Origin of the sequence: Streptomyces coryli (assembly GCF_011044975.1) — a bacterium.
Classification (GTDB): domain Bacteria; phylum Actinomycetota; class Actinomycetes; order Streptomycetales; family Streptomycetaceae; genus Streptomyces; species Streptomyces coryli.
In genome coordinates this window covers 1-17,542 of the sequence record NZ_JAAKZV010000171.1, presented here as the reverse complement: position 1 = coordinate 17,542, position 17,542 = coordinate 1, and the positions used below count along the sequence as shown (strand labels likewise).

The window sequence follows — 17,542 nt, the reverse complement described above, 5'->3', positions numbered from 1 at the left end:
GCCCAGGACTGCCTCTACCTGGTGGGGGGTTGCGGGGCCCAGGACCACGCGGGCGCGGGTCTGGCCGCGGACGGCGGTGGTCAGGGAGTCCGTGGCGTCGAATTGGTCGGCGACCACGACGGTGACGTTCGCCGGGCGGCCGTGGATCAGCGGGACCCGCAGCAACTCCTGCGGGTCGCCGCGGCCGTCGGCGGCCGCGAGGTGGGAGAGGACCGCGGGGCGGTCGACGATCAGCCACAGGGGGCGTGGGCGGGCGCCCGCCGCGGCCGCCGTCGAGTCGCCCGCCAGGCGGCGCTCCGTCTCGCGTGCCGCCCAGTCCAGTACGCCGATCGCGCCGCTGAGGCCGCTCTCGACGCCCAGCACCCCGGAACGGCCCGCCAGGCACGCGTACTCGCCGGTCCCGGCGCCGTCCACGACGATCACATCGCCCTGCCGCACGGCCTGCAGCGCCAGCGAGCGCAGCAGCGTCGTGGTGCCGGTGCCGGGCTGGCCGAGGACCAGCAGGTGCGGGGCCGTCGAGCGGACGCCCGTACGCCACAGGACCGGCGGCTCGTCCCGCTCGGTCTCGCCGGCGCGCACGGGGACGGTGCGGGGCACGGACGCCTGGTCGGTGATGCCGAGCAGGACCTCGCCGGGGCCGGTGACGAAGCGCTGCGCGGTTACGTCCACGGGGAGCGGGGCGAGGACCCGCACCCAGAGCAGGTTCTCCTCCTCGTACCAGTCGAAGTGGTATTCGCGGCCCCGCCCGAGCTTCGCGTGCAGCACCCGCTCGACCACCGCGCGCTGCGCCTGCTCGCCGTCCCGGAAATACCCGGGATAGCGGATGCGGAGCGCGCTGGGCTTGCCGCCGTCGTCGAATTCCGCTTCGCTGAATACGGCGTGCCAGTCGCCGCCGTGCGCATAGGCGGGGTTCGGGTCGCCGTCGACCGCGAAATACGGGACAAGGGCCTCGTACAGCATCCGCAGCCGGGAATCCGAGGGCGAGGTCCCCGGTGCATCGGATTCCTCCGCGTCCGCCTCTCCTGCGATACGGTCCCGCCCCATCCAGGCCGCCACCGCGATCAGCGCGGCCACGGCGATGACCGGTCCGAAGGGCATCAGCCAGGTGAAGAGCAGGCAGGCCCCGACGAGGAACAGCAGCGGTCCGCGCCGGTCCCGCGGTGTCGCCAGCCACTGCTGCCGCACCACCGCGGCCAGCCGTGCCGTCCCGCGGGACAGCGTCAGCAGCGGGGACAGCGCCTCGCCGGCGCCGTCCGCGAGCTCGCGTCCGCGCCCGGCGTGTCCGCGCCGCTCGCCGCTGGTGAGGATGCGCGGCAGCGGCCGTCGTGTCACTTCTTCACACTCCGGCAACTGTCAGATCTTGATCCCGCCCAGCAGGCTGGCAAGGCTGGCGCCGCCCGCCTTGATGCTGGGGGCGATGGCGGTACCCGCAAGGTAGAAACCGAAGAGCGCACAGATGATCGCGTGCGAGAGCTTCAGTCCGTCCTTGCGGAAGAAGAGAAAGACAATGATTCCCAGCAGTACTACGCCGGAGATTGACAGAACCACGTTGTTCTCCAAGTGAGGACGACGGACCGTCGCGATTCACTTACAGCGTGGCACCGGGGAGTGGTTGCACATAGCTGTGAATGGGTGATTCGTAGTAATTCACTCAAGCGGACTTGCGTAACTTGCGGGCGCGTCGAGAACGGTGTGCACCACACTGTGCGCCGCCCCCAGCAGCGGCCCGTCGGCCCCGATCGCCGACACCTCGGTACGCACCGTGCGCGCCGGATCCGCCACCCGGCCGCCCAGCTCCGCCTCGAGCGCCGGCAGCATCCAGGGGGCGAGTCCGGCCAGCGCGCCGCCGAGCACGACGGCGCCCGGGTCGAGCATGTTCACCGCCCCGGCCAGCGCGATGCCGAGCGCCGTGCCGGCCTCCTCGAGGGCGGTACGGACGCGCGCGTCGCCGGCGGCCGCGCGCTCGGCCAGGAGCGCGATGCGGGCGCCGGGGCCCGGGTGCCGGCCCGCCTCCTCCTCGGGCGCGAGCCCGCTCGCCCGCAGCACCGCCTCCTCGCCCGCGTACTGCTCCAGGCAGCCGCGCCCGCCGCAGCCGCAGTCGGGGCCCTCGGGCCGTACCGGAACATGGCCGAGCTCGCCGGCGAAGCCGTGCGCGCCGCGCAGCAGCGCGCCGTCGACGACCAGCGCGGCGCCGATGCCGATCTCGGCGGAGACGTGGATGAAGTCGCTGGCGACGGGGGTGGGGGCCAGCCAGAGCTCGGCGAGCGCGCCGAGATTGGCCTCGTTGTCGACGGTGACCGGGAGCCGCGCGGTCAGCGCCGGGTCCAGCAGGGCCGGGATCTCGACGCCCTTCCAGCCCAGGTTCGGGGCCCGTACGACGGTGTCCGTGCCGCGGGCCACCAGGCCGGGGACGGCCACCGTGAGGCCCGCGGGGCGCAGTCCTGTGGACTCGGCTTCGGCGGCGACGGCGGTGACGAGGCGGCCGAGTTCGGCGAGCAGCGGCTCGGGCGCGCGGCCGCGGTTGGCGGCGTCCACGGCGATCCGGGCGACCACCTTGCCGCGCAGGTCCACGGCGCACACCGACAGGTGGTCCACGCCCACTTCGGCGCCGATGCCGCAGGGGCCGTTCTCGTTCAGGGCCAGGGCGGAGCCGGGGCGGCCGACCGTGCCGGGGCGTCCTGGCCCCAGCTCGGTGATCAGGTCGAGGCGCAGCAGCTCCTCGACGAGCGCGGAGACCCCGGCGCGGGTCACGCCGATCCGCGCGGCGACGGCGGCGCGGGAGAGCGGGCCCTCGGCGGCGAGGGTGTGCAGCACGAGGGAGAGATTGCGCTGCCGCATCGCCTGCTGGGTGTTGGGCAGGGGCGCTGCCACGGCCGGCTCCTCTCCTCTGGTCTGCGGGAACGACTCTAGCGAAGCCTGAAGATGCTCAGTCTGAGCAACTAATCCATGCACACTGCTTGTTCTGCGCAGGTTGGTGGCTGCATGATGGCGGCTCCCAGCCGGTCGGAGGAGGTCAGCGTGGATCTTCAGCTTCTGGCGGCGCTCGTGCTCGGAATCGCCACGATCATCGTGATCGTGCTGCGCACCCGGCTCGACGCGTTCGTCGCCCTGCTCATAGCCTCCCTGGTGACGGGCTTCGTCGCCGGGGCGCCCGCCAGCAAAGTGATCGAGTACATCACCACCGGATTCGGCACGACGCTCAGCTCGATCGGCATCGTGATCGGCCTCGGCGTCGGCCTCGGCAAGATCCTCGAGGTGTCCGGCGCCGCCGATGCCCTCGCCCGCACCTTCGTACGCGCCCTGGGCAAGGGCCGCGAGCCGTGGGCGATGGGCGCCACCGGCGCCGTCGTCTCCATCCCGGTGTTCTGCGACTCGGGCTACGTCATCATGAACCCGCTCGCCCGCTCCATCGCCCGCGTCAAGCGCGCCGGCTACGTAACCCTGGCCCTCGCGCTCGGTTGCGGGATGACGCTCACCCACCACCTGGTGCCGCCCACCCCTGGACCGCTCGGCGTCGCGGGCATCCTGGGCGCGGACCTCGGCGGGCTGGTGCTGGCGGGGCTCGCCTTCAGCGTCGTGCTGCTGCCCGTCGTCGTGGGGTACGCGAAGTGGATGGGGCCGAAGCTGGAGAGCGAGATCAGCACGGAGGTGCGGGAGGCGGTCTACGGCAAGGCGGAAATCCCGGCGACCGCCGCGCGCGTGGGCGGTGGCGGCGCGGACGCGCCCGTCGATAAAGCGAGCGGCTACGACGACAGTCCCGCGCAGCCGGACCCCGCCGCCGCGCTCGGCACCCCGCCCGCGGGCGCGAAGCCGCACCGTGTGGGCGCCTTCACCGCCTTTCTCCCGCTCCTGGTGCCGCTGCTCCTGATCGTCGTGAACACCGTCGCCACCGCCATCGACAAGAACTCCCAGGGCGAGGCCGCCCTCAAGGACGAGACGAAGTACGACCCGTCCCCGGTCCCGGAGGCGCTCGCCTTCATCGGCCACCCGGTCGTCGCGCTGCTCATCGGCCTCGTCCTCGCCGTATACGTGCTGCTGCCGCGCTGGATCCCGCGCAGCAAGGTCGGTGGCTGGCTCGCCGAGGCCGCCGCCTCCGCCGGGCTGATCATCCTGATCACCGGCGCCGGTGGCGCGCTCGGGCAGGTGCTCCGCGAGACCGGCGTCGGCGACGAACTGGCCGAGACCATCTCCTCCTGGAGCCTGCCGGGCGTGCTGGTGCCGTTCCTCGTCGCCTCGCTGGTAAGGGTCGCGCAGGGCTCCGGCACCGTCGCGATGATCACCGCGGCGTCCGTCTCCGCGCCGCTCGTCGACGGCCTCGGCATCTCGGCGCTGCTCGCCGCGCTGGCCTGCTGCGCCGGGTCGATGGTGTTCAGCTACTTCAACGACTCGTACTTCTGGGTCGTCACCCGCTTCACCGGCCTCGACGGCGTCGCGGCGATGCGCGGCTGGTCCGGCATCACGACCGCCGTGTGGGCGGGTTCGCTGCCGCTGCTGCTGATCGCGAGCCTGTTCCTGTGACCGGCGCCCCTGCGGTACTCGTCGTCGCCGACGACCTGACCGGCGCCAACGCCACCGCGGCCGGCTTCGCCCGGGTCGGGCTGCGCGCGGTGACGGTCGGCGCCGGGCAGGACCCGGCGGCGGTCGCCGAACTCGCGGACCGCTTCGACGCGGTGGTCGTCAGCACCGACAGCCGGCACTGCCCGCCCGCGGAGGCGGCCCGGCGGGTCGCCGCCACCATCGCCGCGGCCGGCCCCGCGCGGCTGGTCAGCAACCGCGTGGACTCCACCCTGCGCGGCAACCCGGGCGCGTCCACCGCCGCCGCCCTGGAGGCGGTACGGGCCGCCACCGGGCGCCGCGCCGTCGCCCTCTGTGCCCCGGCCCACCCCGGCGCCGGGCGGCACACCGTGCAGGGCACCCAACTCCTCGACGGCGTCCGCCTGGAGGAGACGGAGCTGGCCCGCGATCCGCGCTCCCCGCTGCCCACCTCCGACGTCGCCGCCCTGCTGCGCCGCCAGGCCGACCTGCGGATCACCCACCTGCCGCTGGCCGCCGTCACCGGCGACCCGGCCGAACTGCGCGCCCTGGCCGGCAAACAGCTCGCGACGGGCACCGAGGTGATCGTCGCGGACGCGCTGACCGCCGACCACCTGCGGCGGGCCGCAGCCGCCGCCGTGGCCGCGGGTCAGGGCGAGATCGCGTGGGTGGGTGTGGACTCCGGCCCCGGCTCGGTGGCCCTGGCGCTCGCGCTCGGCCTCGGCGGCCGCGCCGAGGCGGCCCCGTTGCTCGCCGTGTCCGGCTCCGCGACGGCGCTGACCCGCACCCAACTCGCCCGGCTGCGCGCCGAGGAGCGGGTGCATGTCGTACGCCCCGTGCCGTACGGCCGCGGCCCGGTGCCCGATGTCGCCGCCACCGCGGCCGTCCTGGGCGAGGCGCTCGCCATCGCAGGTCCCGGCGAGGTGGTGCTGCTGGCGACCGTGCTCGACGAGGCGGATGTGGTCCCGCTGAGCGGGCCGGACGCCGAGGCGCTGCCGGCGGCCCTCGCCCGCGCCGTACGGGCCGCGCTCGAACACCGCCCGGTGGACGGCGTCTTCGCCACCGGCGGCGATGTCTCCGCCGCCCTCTTCGCCGAACTCGGCGCCCTCGGCCTGGACGTCGAGGAGGAGCTCGTCCCGCTGGCCGTCGCCGGCAGCTTCGTCGCCGGGCCGTGGGCCGGGCTGCCCGTCGTCACGAAGGGCGGTCTGGTGGGCGACGCGGGCACCACCCTGGCCTGCGTCGCCCACCTGCGCCGGGCGGCGGCCGCCGCGCGCAGACTCGTACCGGCAGCCCGAACGCGCACCGCACCACAGCACTTCCAGCAAAGGAGCCACCGATGACCCGTCCCGTCCTCGCCGTGACCCTCGGCGACCCCGCCGGCATCGGCCCGGAGATCACCGCCCGTACGCTCGCCGAAACGGCGGGCCAGGAGGACCACCACGGCGTCGCGGTCGGCGACGCCGCCGCGCTGCGCCGCGGCGCGGAGGCGTCGGGACTCGACGTCGAGGTGCGTACGGTCACGGACTTCGCGACCGCGCCCGCGGGCCCCGGCGTCATCGATGTCTACGACACCGGCGTGCTCGGTGCCGACCTGCCCGCCTGGGGCGAGGTCGACGCGCGCGCCGGACGCGCCGCCGTGGCCGCCATCGAGACCGCCACCCGGGCCGCGCTCGACGGCGAGGTCGCCGGGATCGTCACCGGGCCTATCAACAAGGAGGCGATCTGGCAGGCGGGTTCGAAGCACCTCGGGCATACGGAGATGCTGGGCGAGCTGACCGGCGTCACCCGCCAGAACACCATGTTCGTGGTGCGCAACACCGCCGCCGAAGGCCACCACCTGCGGATCTTCTTCACCACCCGGCACGTCGCCCTGCGCACCGCCCTCGACCAGCTCACCAAGGAGCGGGTCGGCCACGCGATCCGTGAAGCGGCCACCGCGCTGCGCGTGTTCGGGGTGTCCGAGCCGCGGCTCGCCGTCGCCGCCGTCAATCCGCACGGCGGCGAGAACGGCGCCTTCGGCGACGAGGAGATCGAGCACATCGGCCCGGCCTGCGAGGCGGCCCGCGCCGAAGGACTGGACGTGCATGGTCCGATCCCCGCCGACTCGGTCTTCCACCAGGGCCTGACCGGCCGGTACGACGGCGTGCTGTCGCACTTCCACGACCAGGGCCATATCCCGGCCAAGACCTACGACTTCGACGGCACCATCTCCGTCACCGTCGGCCTGCCGATCCTGCGCACCTCGGTCGACCACGGCACGGCCTTCGACATCGCCGGCAGCGGCCGCGCCGACCACGCCACCATGCTGTCGGCGTATCTTGCCGCCGTGGACTACAGCCCGTACGCGGACCGGATCCGCCGGGCGTACGGCTGAAATGGCTGAAGGGGAGCGAGCGGTGGGGCAACCGGCAGCACGGCGCGGCACCAGGGAGCGGCATGAGGCGCTGCTGAAGCTGCTGCGCGAGGGCACCACGCAGGTGGAGGAGCTGGCGGCGGCGCTGGCCGTGTCGCCGTCGACCGTGCGCCGCGACCTCGGCCGGCTGACCGAGGACCGCAAGGTGGCGCGCACCTACGGGGGAGCGGTGGTCCCGGAGGCGTTCCATGAGCGGCCGGTGGGGGAGAGCGCCCTGATGCGGCGGCAGGCGAAGGAGGCGATCGCGGACGCGGCGCTCGGGCTGGTGCCGGACACCGGCGCGATCTTCGTGGACGCCGGCACCACGTGCGCGGCGCTCGCCCGCCGGCTGGCGGCCGCGGACGCCGGCCGCAGCATGGTCGTCACCCGCGGCCTGGAGACCGCTCTGGCCCTGTCCGAGTCGCCGGACATCGACGTCGTGATGCTCGGCGGCAGCGTCCGCCGGCTCAGCCACGGACTGGTCGGGCCGCTGGCCGATCTGGCGCTGGAGCGGCTGTCGTTCGCGACCGCGTTCCTCGGCGCGGACGCCGTCGATCCGCGCCGCGGGGTCGGCGAGCCGACGCTGGAGGAGACGGCGGTCAAGGAGCGGGTGGCGGCGCGGGCGGAGCGGGTGGTGGTGCTCGCCGACGCGTTGAAGCTCAGCGTGCCCCAGGCGCCCTCGTGGGCCCGGCTGCCCGCGGGCTGGACGCTGGTGACGGACGGCGACGCGCCCGCGGATCTCACGGACGCGTGCGCGGCCGCGGGCGTCGCGTTGATACGGGCCTGAGCGGGCCGCTCAGTCCTTGCGGCCGGTGCCCCAGTCCTCGCTCAGCGAGGGCCCCAGCTGGTCCAGATACGCCATCGTGCGCTCGCGCGCCGCGTCCACCGTCACCTCGGCGTTCGTGCCCCAGTGCCGCGCGGCGGCCTGCATGACTCCCGTATACGCGGCCACCACCACCCGCGGCCGCGGGTCGGTCTCCAGATCGACGCCCTCGCGCCGGGCGATCTCGGCGGCCAGCCGCTCGGAGGAGTCGATGGAGCGGCGCAGCAGCACCGCCACCAGGGCGGGGGTCTGTTCGATGGTCTGCCACATCCGCATGTAGACGCGCACCGGCACGGTGTCCTCTATCGACGCCCCGATGCCGTTCCAGGTGGACTCGATCGCGATCCGCATCGCCTGCGACGGCGGCACCCCGGGCGGCTGCTCGCGGACCGCGGCGAAGAAGCGCTGCTCGATCATGTCGTGCAGGGCGAAGGCGACGTCTTCCTTGGTGGCGAAGTAGCGGAAGAAGGTGCGCTGGGAGACGTCCACGGCGGCGGCGATCTCGTCGACGGTGGTCTGCTCGTAACCCCGCTCGATGAAGAGCTCGATGGCCGCGCGGATCAACGCCTCCCGGGTGCGCTGCTTCTTGCGCTCTCGCAGTCCCGTCACTCGCAACTCCGCCCTTCGGATCGCGGTCAGCTTACCCGTCACGCCCTGTCACACCGCCCTGACCTGCGTCAGTCACTGCCGCATGAATGTGTTTGTCATTTGTCAGCTGCTGACATTAGCTTGGGGACCATGACCACCGACACCACCACGGGACCGCCGCCGAGCGATCCCGTCGCCGCCGGCGGCCCGCGCAAGTCGCTCCGCGGCCATCCCTGGCTCACCCTCCTGTCCGTCGCCATAGGCGTGATGATGGTCGCCCTCGACGGCACCATCGTCGCCATCGCCAACCCGGCCATCCAGCAGGACCTGGGCGCCTCGCTCGCCGACGTCCAATGGATCACCAACGCCTATCTCCTCGCCCTCGCCGTCGCCCTCATCACGGCGGGCAAGCTCGGTGACCGCTTCGGCCACCGGCAGACCTTCATCATCGGCATCGTCGGCTTCGCCGCGGCCTCCGGCGCGATCGGTCTGTCGACCAGCGTGCCGCTGGTCATCGCCTTCCGCGTGGTGCAGGGCCTCTTCGGCGCGCTGCTGATGCCGGCCGCGCTCGGCCTGCTCCGGGCGTCGTTCCCGGCGGAGAAGCTGAACGCCGCGATCGGCATCTGGGGCGCGGTCATCGGCGCCTCGACCGCGGCCGGGCCGATCGTCGGCGGCCTGCTCGTCGAGCACGTCAGCTGGCAGTCGGTCTTCTTCATCAACGTGCCGGTCGGCATCGCCGCCCTGGCACTCGGCCTCGTCATCCTGCTCGATCACCGCGCGGAGCACGCGCCGCGGTCGTTCGACATCCTCGGCATCGTGCTGCTGTCCGCCGCGATGTTCAGCCTCGTCTGGGCGCTGATCAAGGCCAACGAGTGGCAGTGGGGCAGCGGGAAGACCATCGCCTTCCTCGCGGCCTCCGTGGTGTGCTTCGTGCTCTTCGTCCTGTGGGAGCGGAAGGCCAAGGAGCCGCTGCTGCCGCTGGAGATGTTCCGCTCGGTGCCGCTGTCGGCGGGCACCGCGCTCATGGTGCTCATGGCCTTCGGCTTCATGGGCGGCCTCTTCTTCGTGACCTTCTACCTGCAGAACGTGCACGGCATGAGCCCGGTGGACAGCGGGCTGCACCTGCTGCCGCTGACCGCGATGATGATCGTCGCCTCGCCGCTGGCGGGTGCGGTCATCACCAAGATCGGGCCGCGGGTGCCGCTGGTGGTGGCGATGCTGCTGACCGCGGTGGCGATGTTCGGGATGTCGACGCTGGACGCGGAGAGCGGCACGGCGGTCACGTCGCTGTGGTTCGCGCTGCTGGGTCTCGGTCTTGCGCCGGTCATGGTCGGCGCCACGGAGGTCATCGTCGGGAACGCGCCGCTGGAGCACGCCGGTGTCGCGGGTGGTCTGCAGCAGGCCGCGATGCAGGTGGGCGGCAGCCTCGGTACCGCGGTGCTCGGCGCGGTGATGGCCGCGCGGGTGGACAGCGACCTGCCGACGCGGTGGGCGGAGGCCAAGCTGCCGCCGATGGACGACAAGACCGAGTCGGCGGTCAAGGGCGCGGCGGAGGTCGGGATGGCACCGCCGCCGCCGAAGGGGACGCCGGAGCAGGTCGTCGAGGCGATGCGGTCGGTGGTGCACGGGTCGTTCATCTCGGGGATGGGGCTTGCGCTGACCTGCGCCGGGGTGATCGCGGTGGTGGCGGCGGGGATTGCGCTGTTCACGAAGCGGGGGGCCGGGGAGGCCGGCCCGTCGGTTCACGTGTAGGTACCTTCTCGGCGGCTCCGCCGCCGTATCGGCGCTTCGCGCCTCGTCCTCAAGCGCCGGACGGGCTTGATAGCCCGTCCGGCGCTTGACGGCTTACGCCCGGAACAGGGGCCCCGCCCCGTCCAGCACCGAGCCGATCCGGCTCAGTGTCTCGTCGTCGCGGTCGATCGCGTCGTACGTGCGGCCCTCCGCCGTCGCCCACCGGCGTGCGACCGCCGCCGGGTCCTCGCCCAGCAGCAGGCCCGCCGCCTGGGCCGCCGCGCCCAGGGCGACCAACTCCTGGGCGTGCGGGACCTGTACGGGGCGTCCGGACAGCCGGCGGACCGTCTCCCGCCACGCCGTGCCCTGCGCCCCGCCGCCGATGAGCAGCAGTGGTGCGGAGGCGTCGGCGTCCTCGCCGGCCACCTGTTCCAGGGCCGTGAGCAGCGCGAACACCGCGCCGTCGTACGCCGCCTGCAGCAGCTGTCCGCCCGTCGTCGCGTGCCGCAGCCCGTGGATCAGGCCTGACGCCTCCGGCAGGTCCGGCGTGCGCTCGCCGTCGAGGAACGGCAGCATCACCGCCGTGCCGCCGGGCTCCACCTCCTCGCGGAAGCGGCCCAGCAGCGCCGCGACCCGGTCCACGGCCAGCGTGCAGTTGAGCGTGCAGGCCAGCGGCAGCCAGCCGCCGCGGGCGTCGGCGAAGCCCGCCACCACGCCGGTCGGGTCGGCGGGGCGGCGCCGCGACACCGCGTACACCGTCCCGGACGTGCCGAGGCTCAGCACTGGCTGGCCCGGACGCAGGCCGAGGCCGAGGGCCGCCGCCATGTTGTCGCCGGTCCCGGCCGCGACCAGCGCGCCCTGGGGGAGTGGCAGGCCGAGGTCGGCCCGTACCGTGCCCGCAGCCTCGCCCGGGGCGAGCACCCGAGGCAGCCGGTCGGCCGGCAGCCCGACGTGCGCGAGCGTCTCCGCGTCGTACGCGCCCGTGCCGCCGTCCCACCACCCGGTGCCGGAGACGTCGCCGCGGTCGGTCGTCGCCTCGCCCGTGAGCCGGCCGGTGAGGTAGTCGTGCGGGAGCCGCACGGCCGCCGTCGCGCGGGCGTTCTCCGGCTCGTTCTCCGCCAGCCACGCCCACTTCGTCACCGTGAAGGACGCCGCGGGCACGCTGCCCGTGCGCTCCGCCCACGCCTTCGGGCCGCCGAGGCCCGCGACCAGGCGGTCGCGCTGCGGCGCTGAGCGGACGTCGTTCCACAGCAGCGCCGGGCGTACCGGACGACCATCGGCGTCCAGCGTGACGAGGCCATGCTGCTGCCCCGCCACGGACACCGCCGCCGCCTCCCGGGCGGGCTCGCCGCACGCGGCGAGCGCCGCGCCGAGCGCCTCCCACCACTGCTCAGGATCGCTCTCCCGTCCCGCGCCCCGGCTGACGGTGTGCGGCGCCTGGCCGGAAGCCACCACCTGCCCCGTCTCGCTGTCGACGACCAATGCCTTGCAGGACTGCGTGGAGCTGTCCACGCCGACCACCAGCGGCCCCATTCGTCTGCCTCCGACCCTCTGCGCTCTTCCCACGGCTGGCTGTGCATACTAATTTGTCAAACGGCCTTACGAAATACGTCGGACGACGGAGACGGAGACGGCAATGGACTACACGCCCGTGCCCGAGGACAAGTTCACTTTCGGTCTGTGGACCGTCGGCTGGCAGGGGCGCGACCCGTTCGGCGACGCCACCCGCCCGGTGCTCGACCCGGTCGAGTCCGTGCAGCGGCTCGCCGAGCTGGGCGCGTACGGCGTCAGCTTCCACGACGACGACCTGATCCCCTTCGGCTCGTCGGACTCCGAGCGCGAGGCGCACGTCAAGCGCTTCCGGCAGGCGCTCGACACCACCGGCATGAAGGTGCCGGCGGCCACCACGAACCTCTTCACCCACCCGGTCTTCAAGGATGGCGCCTTCACCGCCAACGACCGCGACATCCGCCGCTACGCGATCCGCAAGGTGATCCGCAACATCGACCTCGCCGTCGAGCTGGGCGCCGAGGTATATGTCGCCTGGGGCGGGCGCGAGGGCGCCGAGTCCGGTGCCGCCAAGGACGTGCGGGTCGCGCTCGACCGGATGAAGGAGGCCTTCGACCTGCTCGGCGACTACATCACCGAACAGGGCTACAACCTGCGCTTCGCCATCGAGCCCAAGCCCAACGAGCCGCGCGGCGACATCCTGCTGCCCACCGTCGGCCACGCCCTGTCGTTCATCGAGCGGCTGGAGCGGCCCGAGCTCTTCGGCGTCAACCCCGAGGTCGGACACGAGCAGATGGCGGGGCTGAACTTCCCGCACGGCATCGCCCAGGCGCTGTGGGCGGGCAAGCTCTTCCACATCGACCTGAACGGGCAGAACGGCATCAAGTACGACCAGGACCTGCGCTTCGGCGTCGGCGACACGCGGGCCGCCTTCTGGCTGGTGGACCTCCTCGAGTCGGCCGGCTACAGCGGGCCGAAGACCTTCGATTTCAAGCCGCCGCGCACCGAGGACATCGCGGGGGTGTGGGCATCGGCCGCGGGCTGCATGCGCAACTACCTGATCCTCAAGGCACGCGCCGCCGCCTTCCGCGCCGACCCCGCGGTGCAGCAGGCGCTGCGCGACTCCCGCCTCGACCAGCTGGCGCAGCCGACCGCGGCCGACGGGATCGCCGGGCTGCTGGCCGACCGGTCCGCCTTCGAGGACTTCGACGTCGAGGCCGCGGCCGCCCGCGGGATGGCCTTCGAGCGGCTCGACCAGCTGGCGATGGACCACCTGCTGGGGGTGTAGCGGGCCGGAATGTAAGGCTCCGGGAGGCGGTCCGTCCCGGGTTCGTTACGAGCCTCGAACGCACTCGCGGACGCGGCAATAGTGGCGCTCATGAGCACACCACCGCCTCCCGGACCTCCTCCGCCACCACCCGAGGACTACGGCGCGTACCCCGGGCCGCCGCAGCCGGCGCCCGGGCGGCGCCGGGCCGTGATCTTCGCGGCCACCGGCGCCGCGGCGCTGATCGCCATCGGCGCCGTGGCCTACGCGCTGACCGGCGGCGGGGGCGAGGAGGACTGCGGCTGCACGCCGCCGCCGCGCTCGCCCTCGGCGTCGGAGTCCGGCGGCACCTCGCTGCCGACGAAGCTGCCCAGCAAGCTGCCGACCAAGCTGCCCAGCGAGATTCCCAGCGAATGGCGGACCAAGCTCCCCTCGGACTTCCCGAGCAAGCTCCCCTCGGACTTCCCGACCGATCGACTCCCCACCAGCCCGGAGGACTTGCCGACGGAGCTGCTGCCTGATCAATAGGGTGACTCGCTTGGCATGGACACTTCCCGAGACGCCTGTGCGCTGCTACGACAGAAGTGACTGTCGTCACAGAACGGGGAGTGTCCATGAGGCTGGCCAGAGTTACGTCCTGGGCGGGTGCGCTGTTACTCGCCGCGTTCACGGCCCTCGTGACCGGAGCGGGCACCGCACACGCCGCCGAGCCGCCGTACGTGGCGCTCGGCGACTCGTACTCGTCCGGCGTCGGCGCCGGTTCGTACGACTCGGCCAGCGGTGACTGCCGGCGCAGCACCCGCGCGTACCCGAAGCTCTGGGCCGACGCGCACGGCCCGTCCGCCTTCGCCTTCGCCGCCTGCTCCGGCGCCAGGACCACCGATGTCACCGCGACCCAACTCGGCGCCCTCAACGCCGACACCGGCCTGGTCAGCATCAGCATCGGCGGCAACGACGCGGGCTTCGCCGACACGATGACGACCTGCGTGCTGCAGTCGGAGGCCAACTGCCTCGCCCGCGTCGCGGAGGCCAACGCCTACATCAACGGCACGCTCCCCGGCCGCCTCGACGCCGTATACGACGCCATCCGCGGCAAGGCCCCCGCCGCCCGGGTAGTCGTCCTCGGCTACCCGCGGCTCTATACGCTGGGCGGCTCCTGCGTCGCGGGCCTCTCCGAGAACGAGCGCGCCGCCATCAACGAGGCCTCCGAGAATCTCAACTCCGTAACGGAGAAGCGCGCGCTGGATCACGGCTTCACCTTCGGCGACGTGCGGGATACCTTTGCCGGCCACGAGATCTGCTCGGGCGACTCCTGGATCCACAGCGTCACCTGGCCGGTCGGGGACTCCTACCACCCGACGGCCGAGGGCCAGTCGCTCGGCTACTACCCGGTGCTGGACGGCATTGCCTGAGCACCCGGTGCGGTGAGGAGGCGGTGACGGTGCAGCGCTGGGGGAACGTGACCGCGATCGCGCTGTTCGTGGTGATCGCCGCCCTCACCGCCGCCAGCGGCACCGTCCCGTCCGGCAGGGCGGCGGCCGCCGAGACGCGCGCCAAGGGCGGGCAGTCGGCGCGGCCGCCCGCGTCCGCGCGGACGGAGCGTACGGAACGGCCCGGGCGGACCGAGCGGCTGGAGCGGCCCGGGCCGAGTGCCACCGCGACGCCGTCGCCGTCCCGTACGCCGAGCCCGTCCCCGTCCCGTACGCCCTCCGCCGAGGAGGCGGTCCGCGACGCGCTCGCGGGGCTCGGCGGGCACGCCGGGCGGTACGCGATCGCGGTGCGGGATCTGGAGACCGGCGCGTCGGCCGGGCGCGGCGCCGGGACCGGCACGTACGACACCGCCAGCATCGTCAAGGTCGACATCCTGGCCGCGCTGCTCCTGCAGCATCAGGCGCGCGGCACCGAGCCCACGCGCGGGCAGCGCGAACTCGCCGCCGACATGATCCGCTCCAGCGACAACGACGCGACCGACGTGCTGTGGCGCGCCATCGGCGGCGCCGCGGGTCTGGACGCCGCCAACAAGACGCTCGGCCTGTCGGGTACCAGCGCTGGTCAGGCCGGGCGCTGGGGGCTGACGCAGACGGTCCCCGCGGACCAGGTACGGCTGCTGCGGGCCGTCTTCGGCGAGGACTCCCCGCTGAGCGCGGAGTCGCGCGCCTTCATCGGCGGGCTGATGGGGCGGATAGTCCCGGGTCAGGACTGGGGCGTGCCGGCGGCGGCCGCGCCGGAGGCGCCGCGGGTGGTCAAGAACGGCTGGCTGCGGCGCAGCACCACCGAGCTGTGGGACATCAACAGCATCGGCCTGGTGGCGTACGACGGTCACCTGGTCCTGGTCGCCGTGCTCTCCGCGGACCAGCCCACCCGGGAAGCGGGCATCGCGCTGGTGGAGCGGGCGGCCGCGGCCGCCGTACCCGCATTGGTGGATAACGCGTCGCACTGATCCACCGGCCGCTGAGAGCATGGCCGGGTGAGCGACGAGTCCGCGGCCGAATTCCAGGACCTGCTGCGGCGGGTCACCGGTGACGACCGGGTGGCCGGGGTGGTGCTCACCGGCTCCCGGGCGCGCGCGGGGGCGGCCACGGAGCGGTCGGACTACGACGTGCTCCTGGTGGCGCGCGGCGACCCGCGCGAGCTGCCCGACGGCGAACGGCGCCGGGACAGCCGGCTCGACATCGTGCCGATGTCCCTGGCCGACTTCCGTACCCACGCCATCCCCGGCGCACCCGACGAGTGGAACCGCTACGCCTTCACGCACGCCCGCGTCCTCAAGGACACCCCGGACGGCCTGATCGCCCGGCTGGTGGCGGAGAAGGGGACGCTCGCCCCGGAGGAGGCGCGGCGGATGGCGGCGGGGTGGCTGGACGCGTTCTGCAACGCCGTCTACCGCTGGCTGAAGAACGCCCGCGACGGCCGCCTGGTCGAGGCGCGGCTGGACGCCGCGGAGGCGGTTCCGCCGCTGCTGACGCTGCTGTTCGCGCTGCACGGGCGGGTGCGGCCGTACAACAAGTACCTGCTGCGGGATCTCGCCGAACACCCGCTCGGGCCCCCGGAGTTGAGCGCCGAGCGGCTGGTGCCGCTGCTCGAGGAGGTCCTTTCCGCGGGCGCGCCCGAGACCGCGCACCGGCTCTTCCGGATCGTGGAGCCGCTGGCCCGGGCGGCCGGGCACGGGGACGTGATCGACAGCTGGGGTGACGACGCGGCGCTGATGCGCGGGTGATCCCGGTGCTTCAGGCGCCCTTCGGTGCGCTGCCGAAGTGCTTCTTGTACGTGCGGGCGTACGAGCCGTCCTCGCGGGCCTTGGCCAGGGCGTCGTTCGCGGCGCCGAGGATTTCCTTGGAGCTGCGGCGGGCGGCGAAGGCGTGCCGCTCGCCGGTGCTGACGGCGGCGGTCTCGGCGCCGTCCTTGGCGAAGCCCTGCGCGGCGGACGGGGTGGCGAGTCCGGCCTGGATCTTGCCGGTCTTGACGGCCTTGAGGAGCGGGTCGAGTTCGTCGTAGACGATCACGTCGGCGTCCTTGGCCTTGTCGTCGGCGTAGGCCTTGGCGGCGGTGCCGGACTGGACGCCGAGCTTCTTGCCCTTCAGGTCGCCGAGGTCTTCGTACTCGGCGTCCTTCTGGGCGACGAGCGCGTGGTCGGCGGGCGCGTACGGCTTGGTGAGCGCCATGGTCTTGCGGTGCTCGGCGGTGGCGGTGACGCCGGCGGCGAGGTCGCAGGTCTTCGCCTTGAGGGCGGCGCCGGACTCGATGTCGGCGAGGGACGCCTCGACGATCCGCTTCTTGGCGCCGATGTCGTCGGCGATGCGGTCGGCCAGCTGCTCCTCGAAGCCGGCCGCCGCGGCCGGGGGAGCGGCGCAGACGGTGAGCGTGCCCTTCTTCACCAGGGGGAGGTCGGAGGCCTCGGTGCCGGAGTCGCCGCAGCCGGCGAGCAGCGCTACGGCCGCCGCAGCGGTGGATATTTGCGGCAGGGAACGGACGAAAGGCACGAATGCTCCTGGGCAGAAGTGGGGGGTCGGATATGGACCTTGCGGCATCTTGCCATCGGTGAATGTGCCGCCGCTACGGAGTCCGGTTTCCTGCGCTTTACGGGAGCGGGCGCGGCGGCCGCGGGCCGGTGTACGTGCCGCTCGGGCGCATGCGCAGCGGCCGCTCGTCGTACTCCTCCAGGGCATGGGCGATCCAGCCCGCGGTGCGGGCGACGGCGAATACCGTCTCGCCCGCCTCGGCGGGCATGCCGGAGCTGAGCGAGAGCACGGCGAGGGCCATGTCGACGTTCGCGTGCAGCGGGGTGTGGCGGCGGGTGAGCTCGGCGACCTGGTGTGCGGCCTCGAGTGCGTGGTGCGCGCGCGGGACGCCGTCGAGGAGGGTGAAGAGCAGCTGCGCGCGCGGGTCGGGGCCCGGATAGAGCCGGTGACCGAGGCCGGGGACGCGGCGGCCCGCGCGCAGGTGCTCGGAGACGACGGCGGTGGCGCCGCGCTCCAGGGCGTCGGCGAGCATCCGGTGGGCCAGGCCGCTGGCGGCGCCGTGCAGCGGGCCCTCGAGGGCGCTGAGGCCGGTGGAGACGACCGCGTACGGGTTGGCGTGGGCGGAGGCGGCGACGCGGGCGGCGAGGGTGGAGGCGGCCAGGTCGTGGTCGATGAGCAGGGCGAGGGCGGTGTCGAGGACGCGGACCGAGGTGGTGTCGGCGGGGCGGTCGGTGAGCCGG

General features: G+C 73.5%; 17 protein-coding genes. 10 read left to right on the top strand and 7 right to left on the bottom strand.

The window, feature by feature from the left end:
• The 3 genes from G5C51_RS29045 to G5C51_RS29035 form a co-directional block, all read right to left on the bottom strand.
• A partial coding sequence (locus G5C51_RS29045) for a P-loop NTPase family protein (protein ID WP_165241393.1) occupies positions 1-1,332 on the bottom strand: 1,332 nt, incomplete at its 3' end.
• Between the two features lie 21 nt (positions 1,333-1,353).
• The gene (locus G5C51_RS29040; protein WP_165241405.1) at positions 1,354-1,548 is read right to left on the bottom strand and encodes a hypothetical protein; all 195 of its coding nucleotides are present in this window, start codon (positions 1,546-1,548) and stop codon (positions 1,354-1,356) included.
• A 99-nt stretch (positions 1,549-1,647) separates the two neighbouring features.
• On the bottom strand, positions 1,648-2,871 hold the full coding sequence (locus G5C51_RS29035) for an ROK family protein (protein ID WP_338118333.1): 1,224 nt from the start codon (positions 2,869-2,871) through the stop codon (positions 1,648-1,650).
• Between the two features lie 147 nt (positions 2,872-3,018).
• Here G5C51_RS29035 and G5C51_RS29030 point away from each other — a divergent pair, with 147 nt between their 5' ends.
• From G5C51_RS29030 to G5C51_RS29015, 4 genes are read left to right on the top strand one after another with little or no spacing between them, the layout of a single operon-like run.
• The gene (locus G5C51_RS29030; RefSeq protein ID WP_338118332.1) at positions 3,019-4,518 is read left to right on the top strand and encodes a GntP family permease; all 1,500 of its coding nucleotides are present in this window, start codon (positions 3,019-3,021) and stop codon (positions 4,516-4,518) included.
• Positions 4,515-5,873, top strand: coding sequence for a four-carbon acid sugar kinase family protein (locus tag G5C51_RS29025; RefSeq protein ID WP_165241391.1), 1,359 nt, complete (start codon positions 4,515-4,517; stop codon positions 5,871-5,873). The genes G5C51_RS29030 and G5C51_RS29025 overlap by 4 nt, the downstream gene beginning before the upstream one ends.
• On the top strand, positions 5,870-6,907 hold the full coding sequence (gene pdxA / locus G5C51_RS29020) for a 4-hydroxythreonine-4-phosphate dehydrogenase PdxA (protein ID WP_165241389.1): 1,038 nt from the start codon (positions 5,870-5,872) through the stop codon (positions 6,905-6,907). The genes G5C51_RS29025 and pdxA overlap by 4 nt, the downstream gene beginning before the upstream one ends.
• Before the next feature lie 22 nt (positions 6,908-6,929).
• Positions 6,930-7,712, top strand: coding sequence for a DeoR family transcriptional regulator (locus tag G5C51_RS29015; RefSeq protein ID WP_165241387.1), 783 nt, complete (start codon positions 6,930-6,932; stop codon positions 7,710-7,712).
• 9 nt (positions 7,713-7,721) lie between these two features.
• Here G5C51_RS29015 and G5C51_RS29010 read toward each other — a convergent pair whose 3' ends face one another.
• Positions 7,722-8,357 carry a TetR family transcriptional regulator gene (locus G5C51_RS29010; RefSeq protein ID WP_338118331.1) on the bottom strand — a complete coding sequence of 212 codons (636 nt, stop codon included), beginning with the start codon at positions 8,355-8,357 and terminating at the stop codon, positions 7,722-7,724.
• Between the two features lie 129 nt (positions 8,358-8,486).
• Between G5C51_RS29010 and G5C51_RS29005 the strand changes: the two genes are divergently transcribed.
• Complete coding sequence (locus G5C51_RS29005; RefSeq protein WP_165241385.1) at positions 8,487-10,088, top strand: MFS transporter; 1,602 nt, start codon at positions 8,487-8,489, stop codon at positions 10,086-10,088.
• Between the two features lie 93 nt (positions 10,089-10,181).
• On the opposite strand, the gene xylB is transcribed toward G5C51_RS29005, so the two are convergent.
• Complete coding sequence (gene xylB / locus G5C51_RS29000) at positions 10,182-11,600, bottom strand: xylulokinase (RefSeq protein WP_165241383.1); 1,419 nt, start codon at positions 11,598-11,600, stop codon at positions 10,182-10,184.
• A 103-nt stretch (positions 11,601-11,703) separates the two neighbouring features.
• Here xylB and xylA point away from each other — a divergent pair, with 103 nt between their 5' ends.
• From xylA to G5C51_RS28975, 5 genes are all read left to right on the top strand, one after another.
• Positions 11,704-12,864 carry a xylose isomerase gene (gene xylA, locus G5C51_RS28995; RefSeq protein ID WP_165241381.1) on the top strand — a complete coding sequence of 387 codons (1,161 nt, stop codon included), beginning with the start codon at positions 11,704-11,706 and terminating at the stop codon, positions 12,862-12,864.
• Positions 12,865-12,954: 90 nt separating this feature from the next.
• Positions 12,955-13,371 (top strand): hypothetical protein, encoded by a 417-nt coding sequence (locus G5C51_RS28990; protein WP_165241379.1) that lies wholly within the window; start codon positions 12,955-12,957, stop codon positions 13,369-13,371.
• A gap of 86 nt (positions 13,372-13,457) precedes the next feature.
• Positions 13,458-14,255: an SGNH/GDSL hydrolase family protein gene (locus tag G5C51_RS28985; protein WP_165241377.1), complete on the top strand. Its 798-nt coding sequence runs from the start codon at positions 13,458-13,460 to the stop codon at positions 14,253-14,255.
• Positions 14,256-14,278: 23 nt separating this feature from the next.
• Positions 14,279-15,283 carry a serine hydrolase gene (locus G5C51_RS28980; RefSeq protein WP_338118330.1) on the top strand — a complete coding sequence of 335 codons (1,005 nt, stop codon included), beginning with the start codon at positions 14,279-14,281 and terminating at the stop codon, positions 15,281-15,283.
• Positions 15,284-15,310: 27 nt separating this feature from the next.
• Entirely contained in the window at positions 15,311-16,060 is a 750-nt protein-coding gene (locus G5C51_RS28975; protein ID WP_338118329.1) for a nucleotidyltransferase domain-containing protein, read from the top strand.
• A 10-nt stretch (positions 16,061-16,070) separates the two neighbouring features.
• Here G5C51_RS28975 and G5C51_RS28970 read toward each other — a convergent pair whose 3' ends face one another.
• Together G5C51_RS28970 and G5C51_RS28965 are read right to left on the bottom strand one after the other, a co-directional pair.
• Positions 16,071-16,823: a transporter substrate-binding domain-containing protein gene (locus tag G5C51_RS28970; protein ID WP_165241375.1), complete on the bottom strand. Its 753-nt coding sequence runs from the start codon at positions 16,821-16,823 to the stop codon at positions 16,071-16,073.
• Between the two features lie 97 nt (positions 16,824-16,920).
• The coding region (locus tag G5C51_RS28965; protein WP_276617679.1) for a citrate/2-methylcitrate synthase at positions 16,921-17,542 on the bottom strand (622 nt) is incomplete at its 5' end.

Excerpts from the sequence above, each read along its gene's own strand:
- pdxA (WP_165241389.1), top strand. The coding sequence starts at position 5,870 with ATGACCCGTCCCGTCCTCGCCGTGACCCTCGGCGACCCCGCCGGCATC.
- G5C51_RS29005 (WP_165241385.1), top strand. The coding sequence starts at position 8,487 with ATGACCACCGACACCACCACGGGACCGCCGCCGAGCGATCCCGTCGCC.
- xylB (WP_165241383.1), bottom strand. The coding sequence starts at position 11,600 with ATGGGGCCGCTGGTGGTCGGCGTGGACAGCTCCACGCAGTCCTGCAAG.
- xylA (WP_165241381.1), top strand. The coding sequence starts at position 11,704 with ATGGACTACACGCCCGTGCCCGAGGACAAGTTCACTTTCGGTCTGTGG.
- G5C51_RS28990 (WP_165241379.1), top strand. The coding sequence starts at position 12,955 with ATGAGCACACCACCGCCTCCCGGACCTCCTCCGCCACCACCCGAGGAC.
- G5C51_RS28985 (WP_165241377.1), top strand. The coding sequence starts at position 13,458 with ATGAGGCTGGCCAGAGTTACGTCCTGGGCGGGTGCGCTGTTACTCGCC.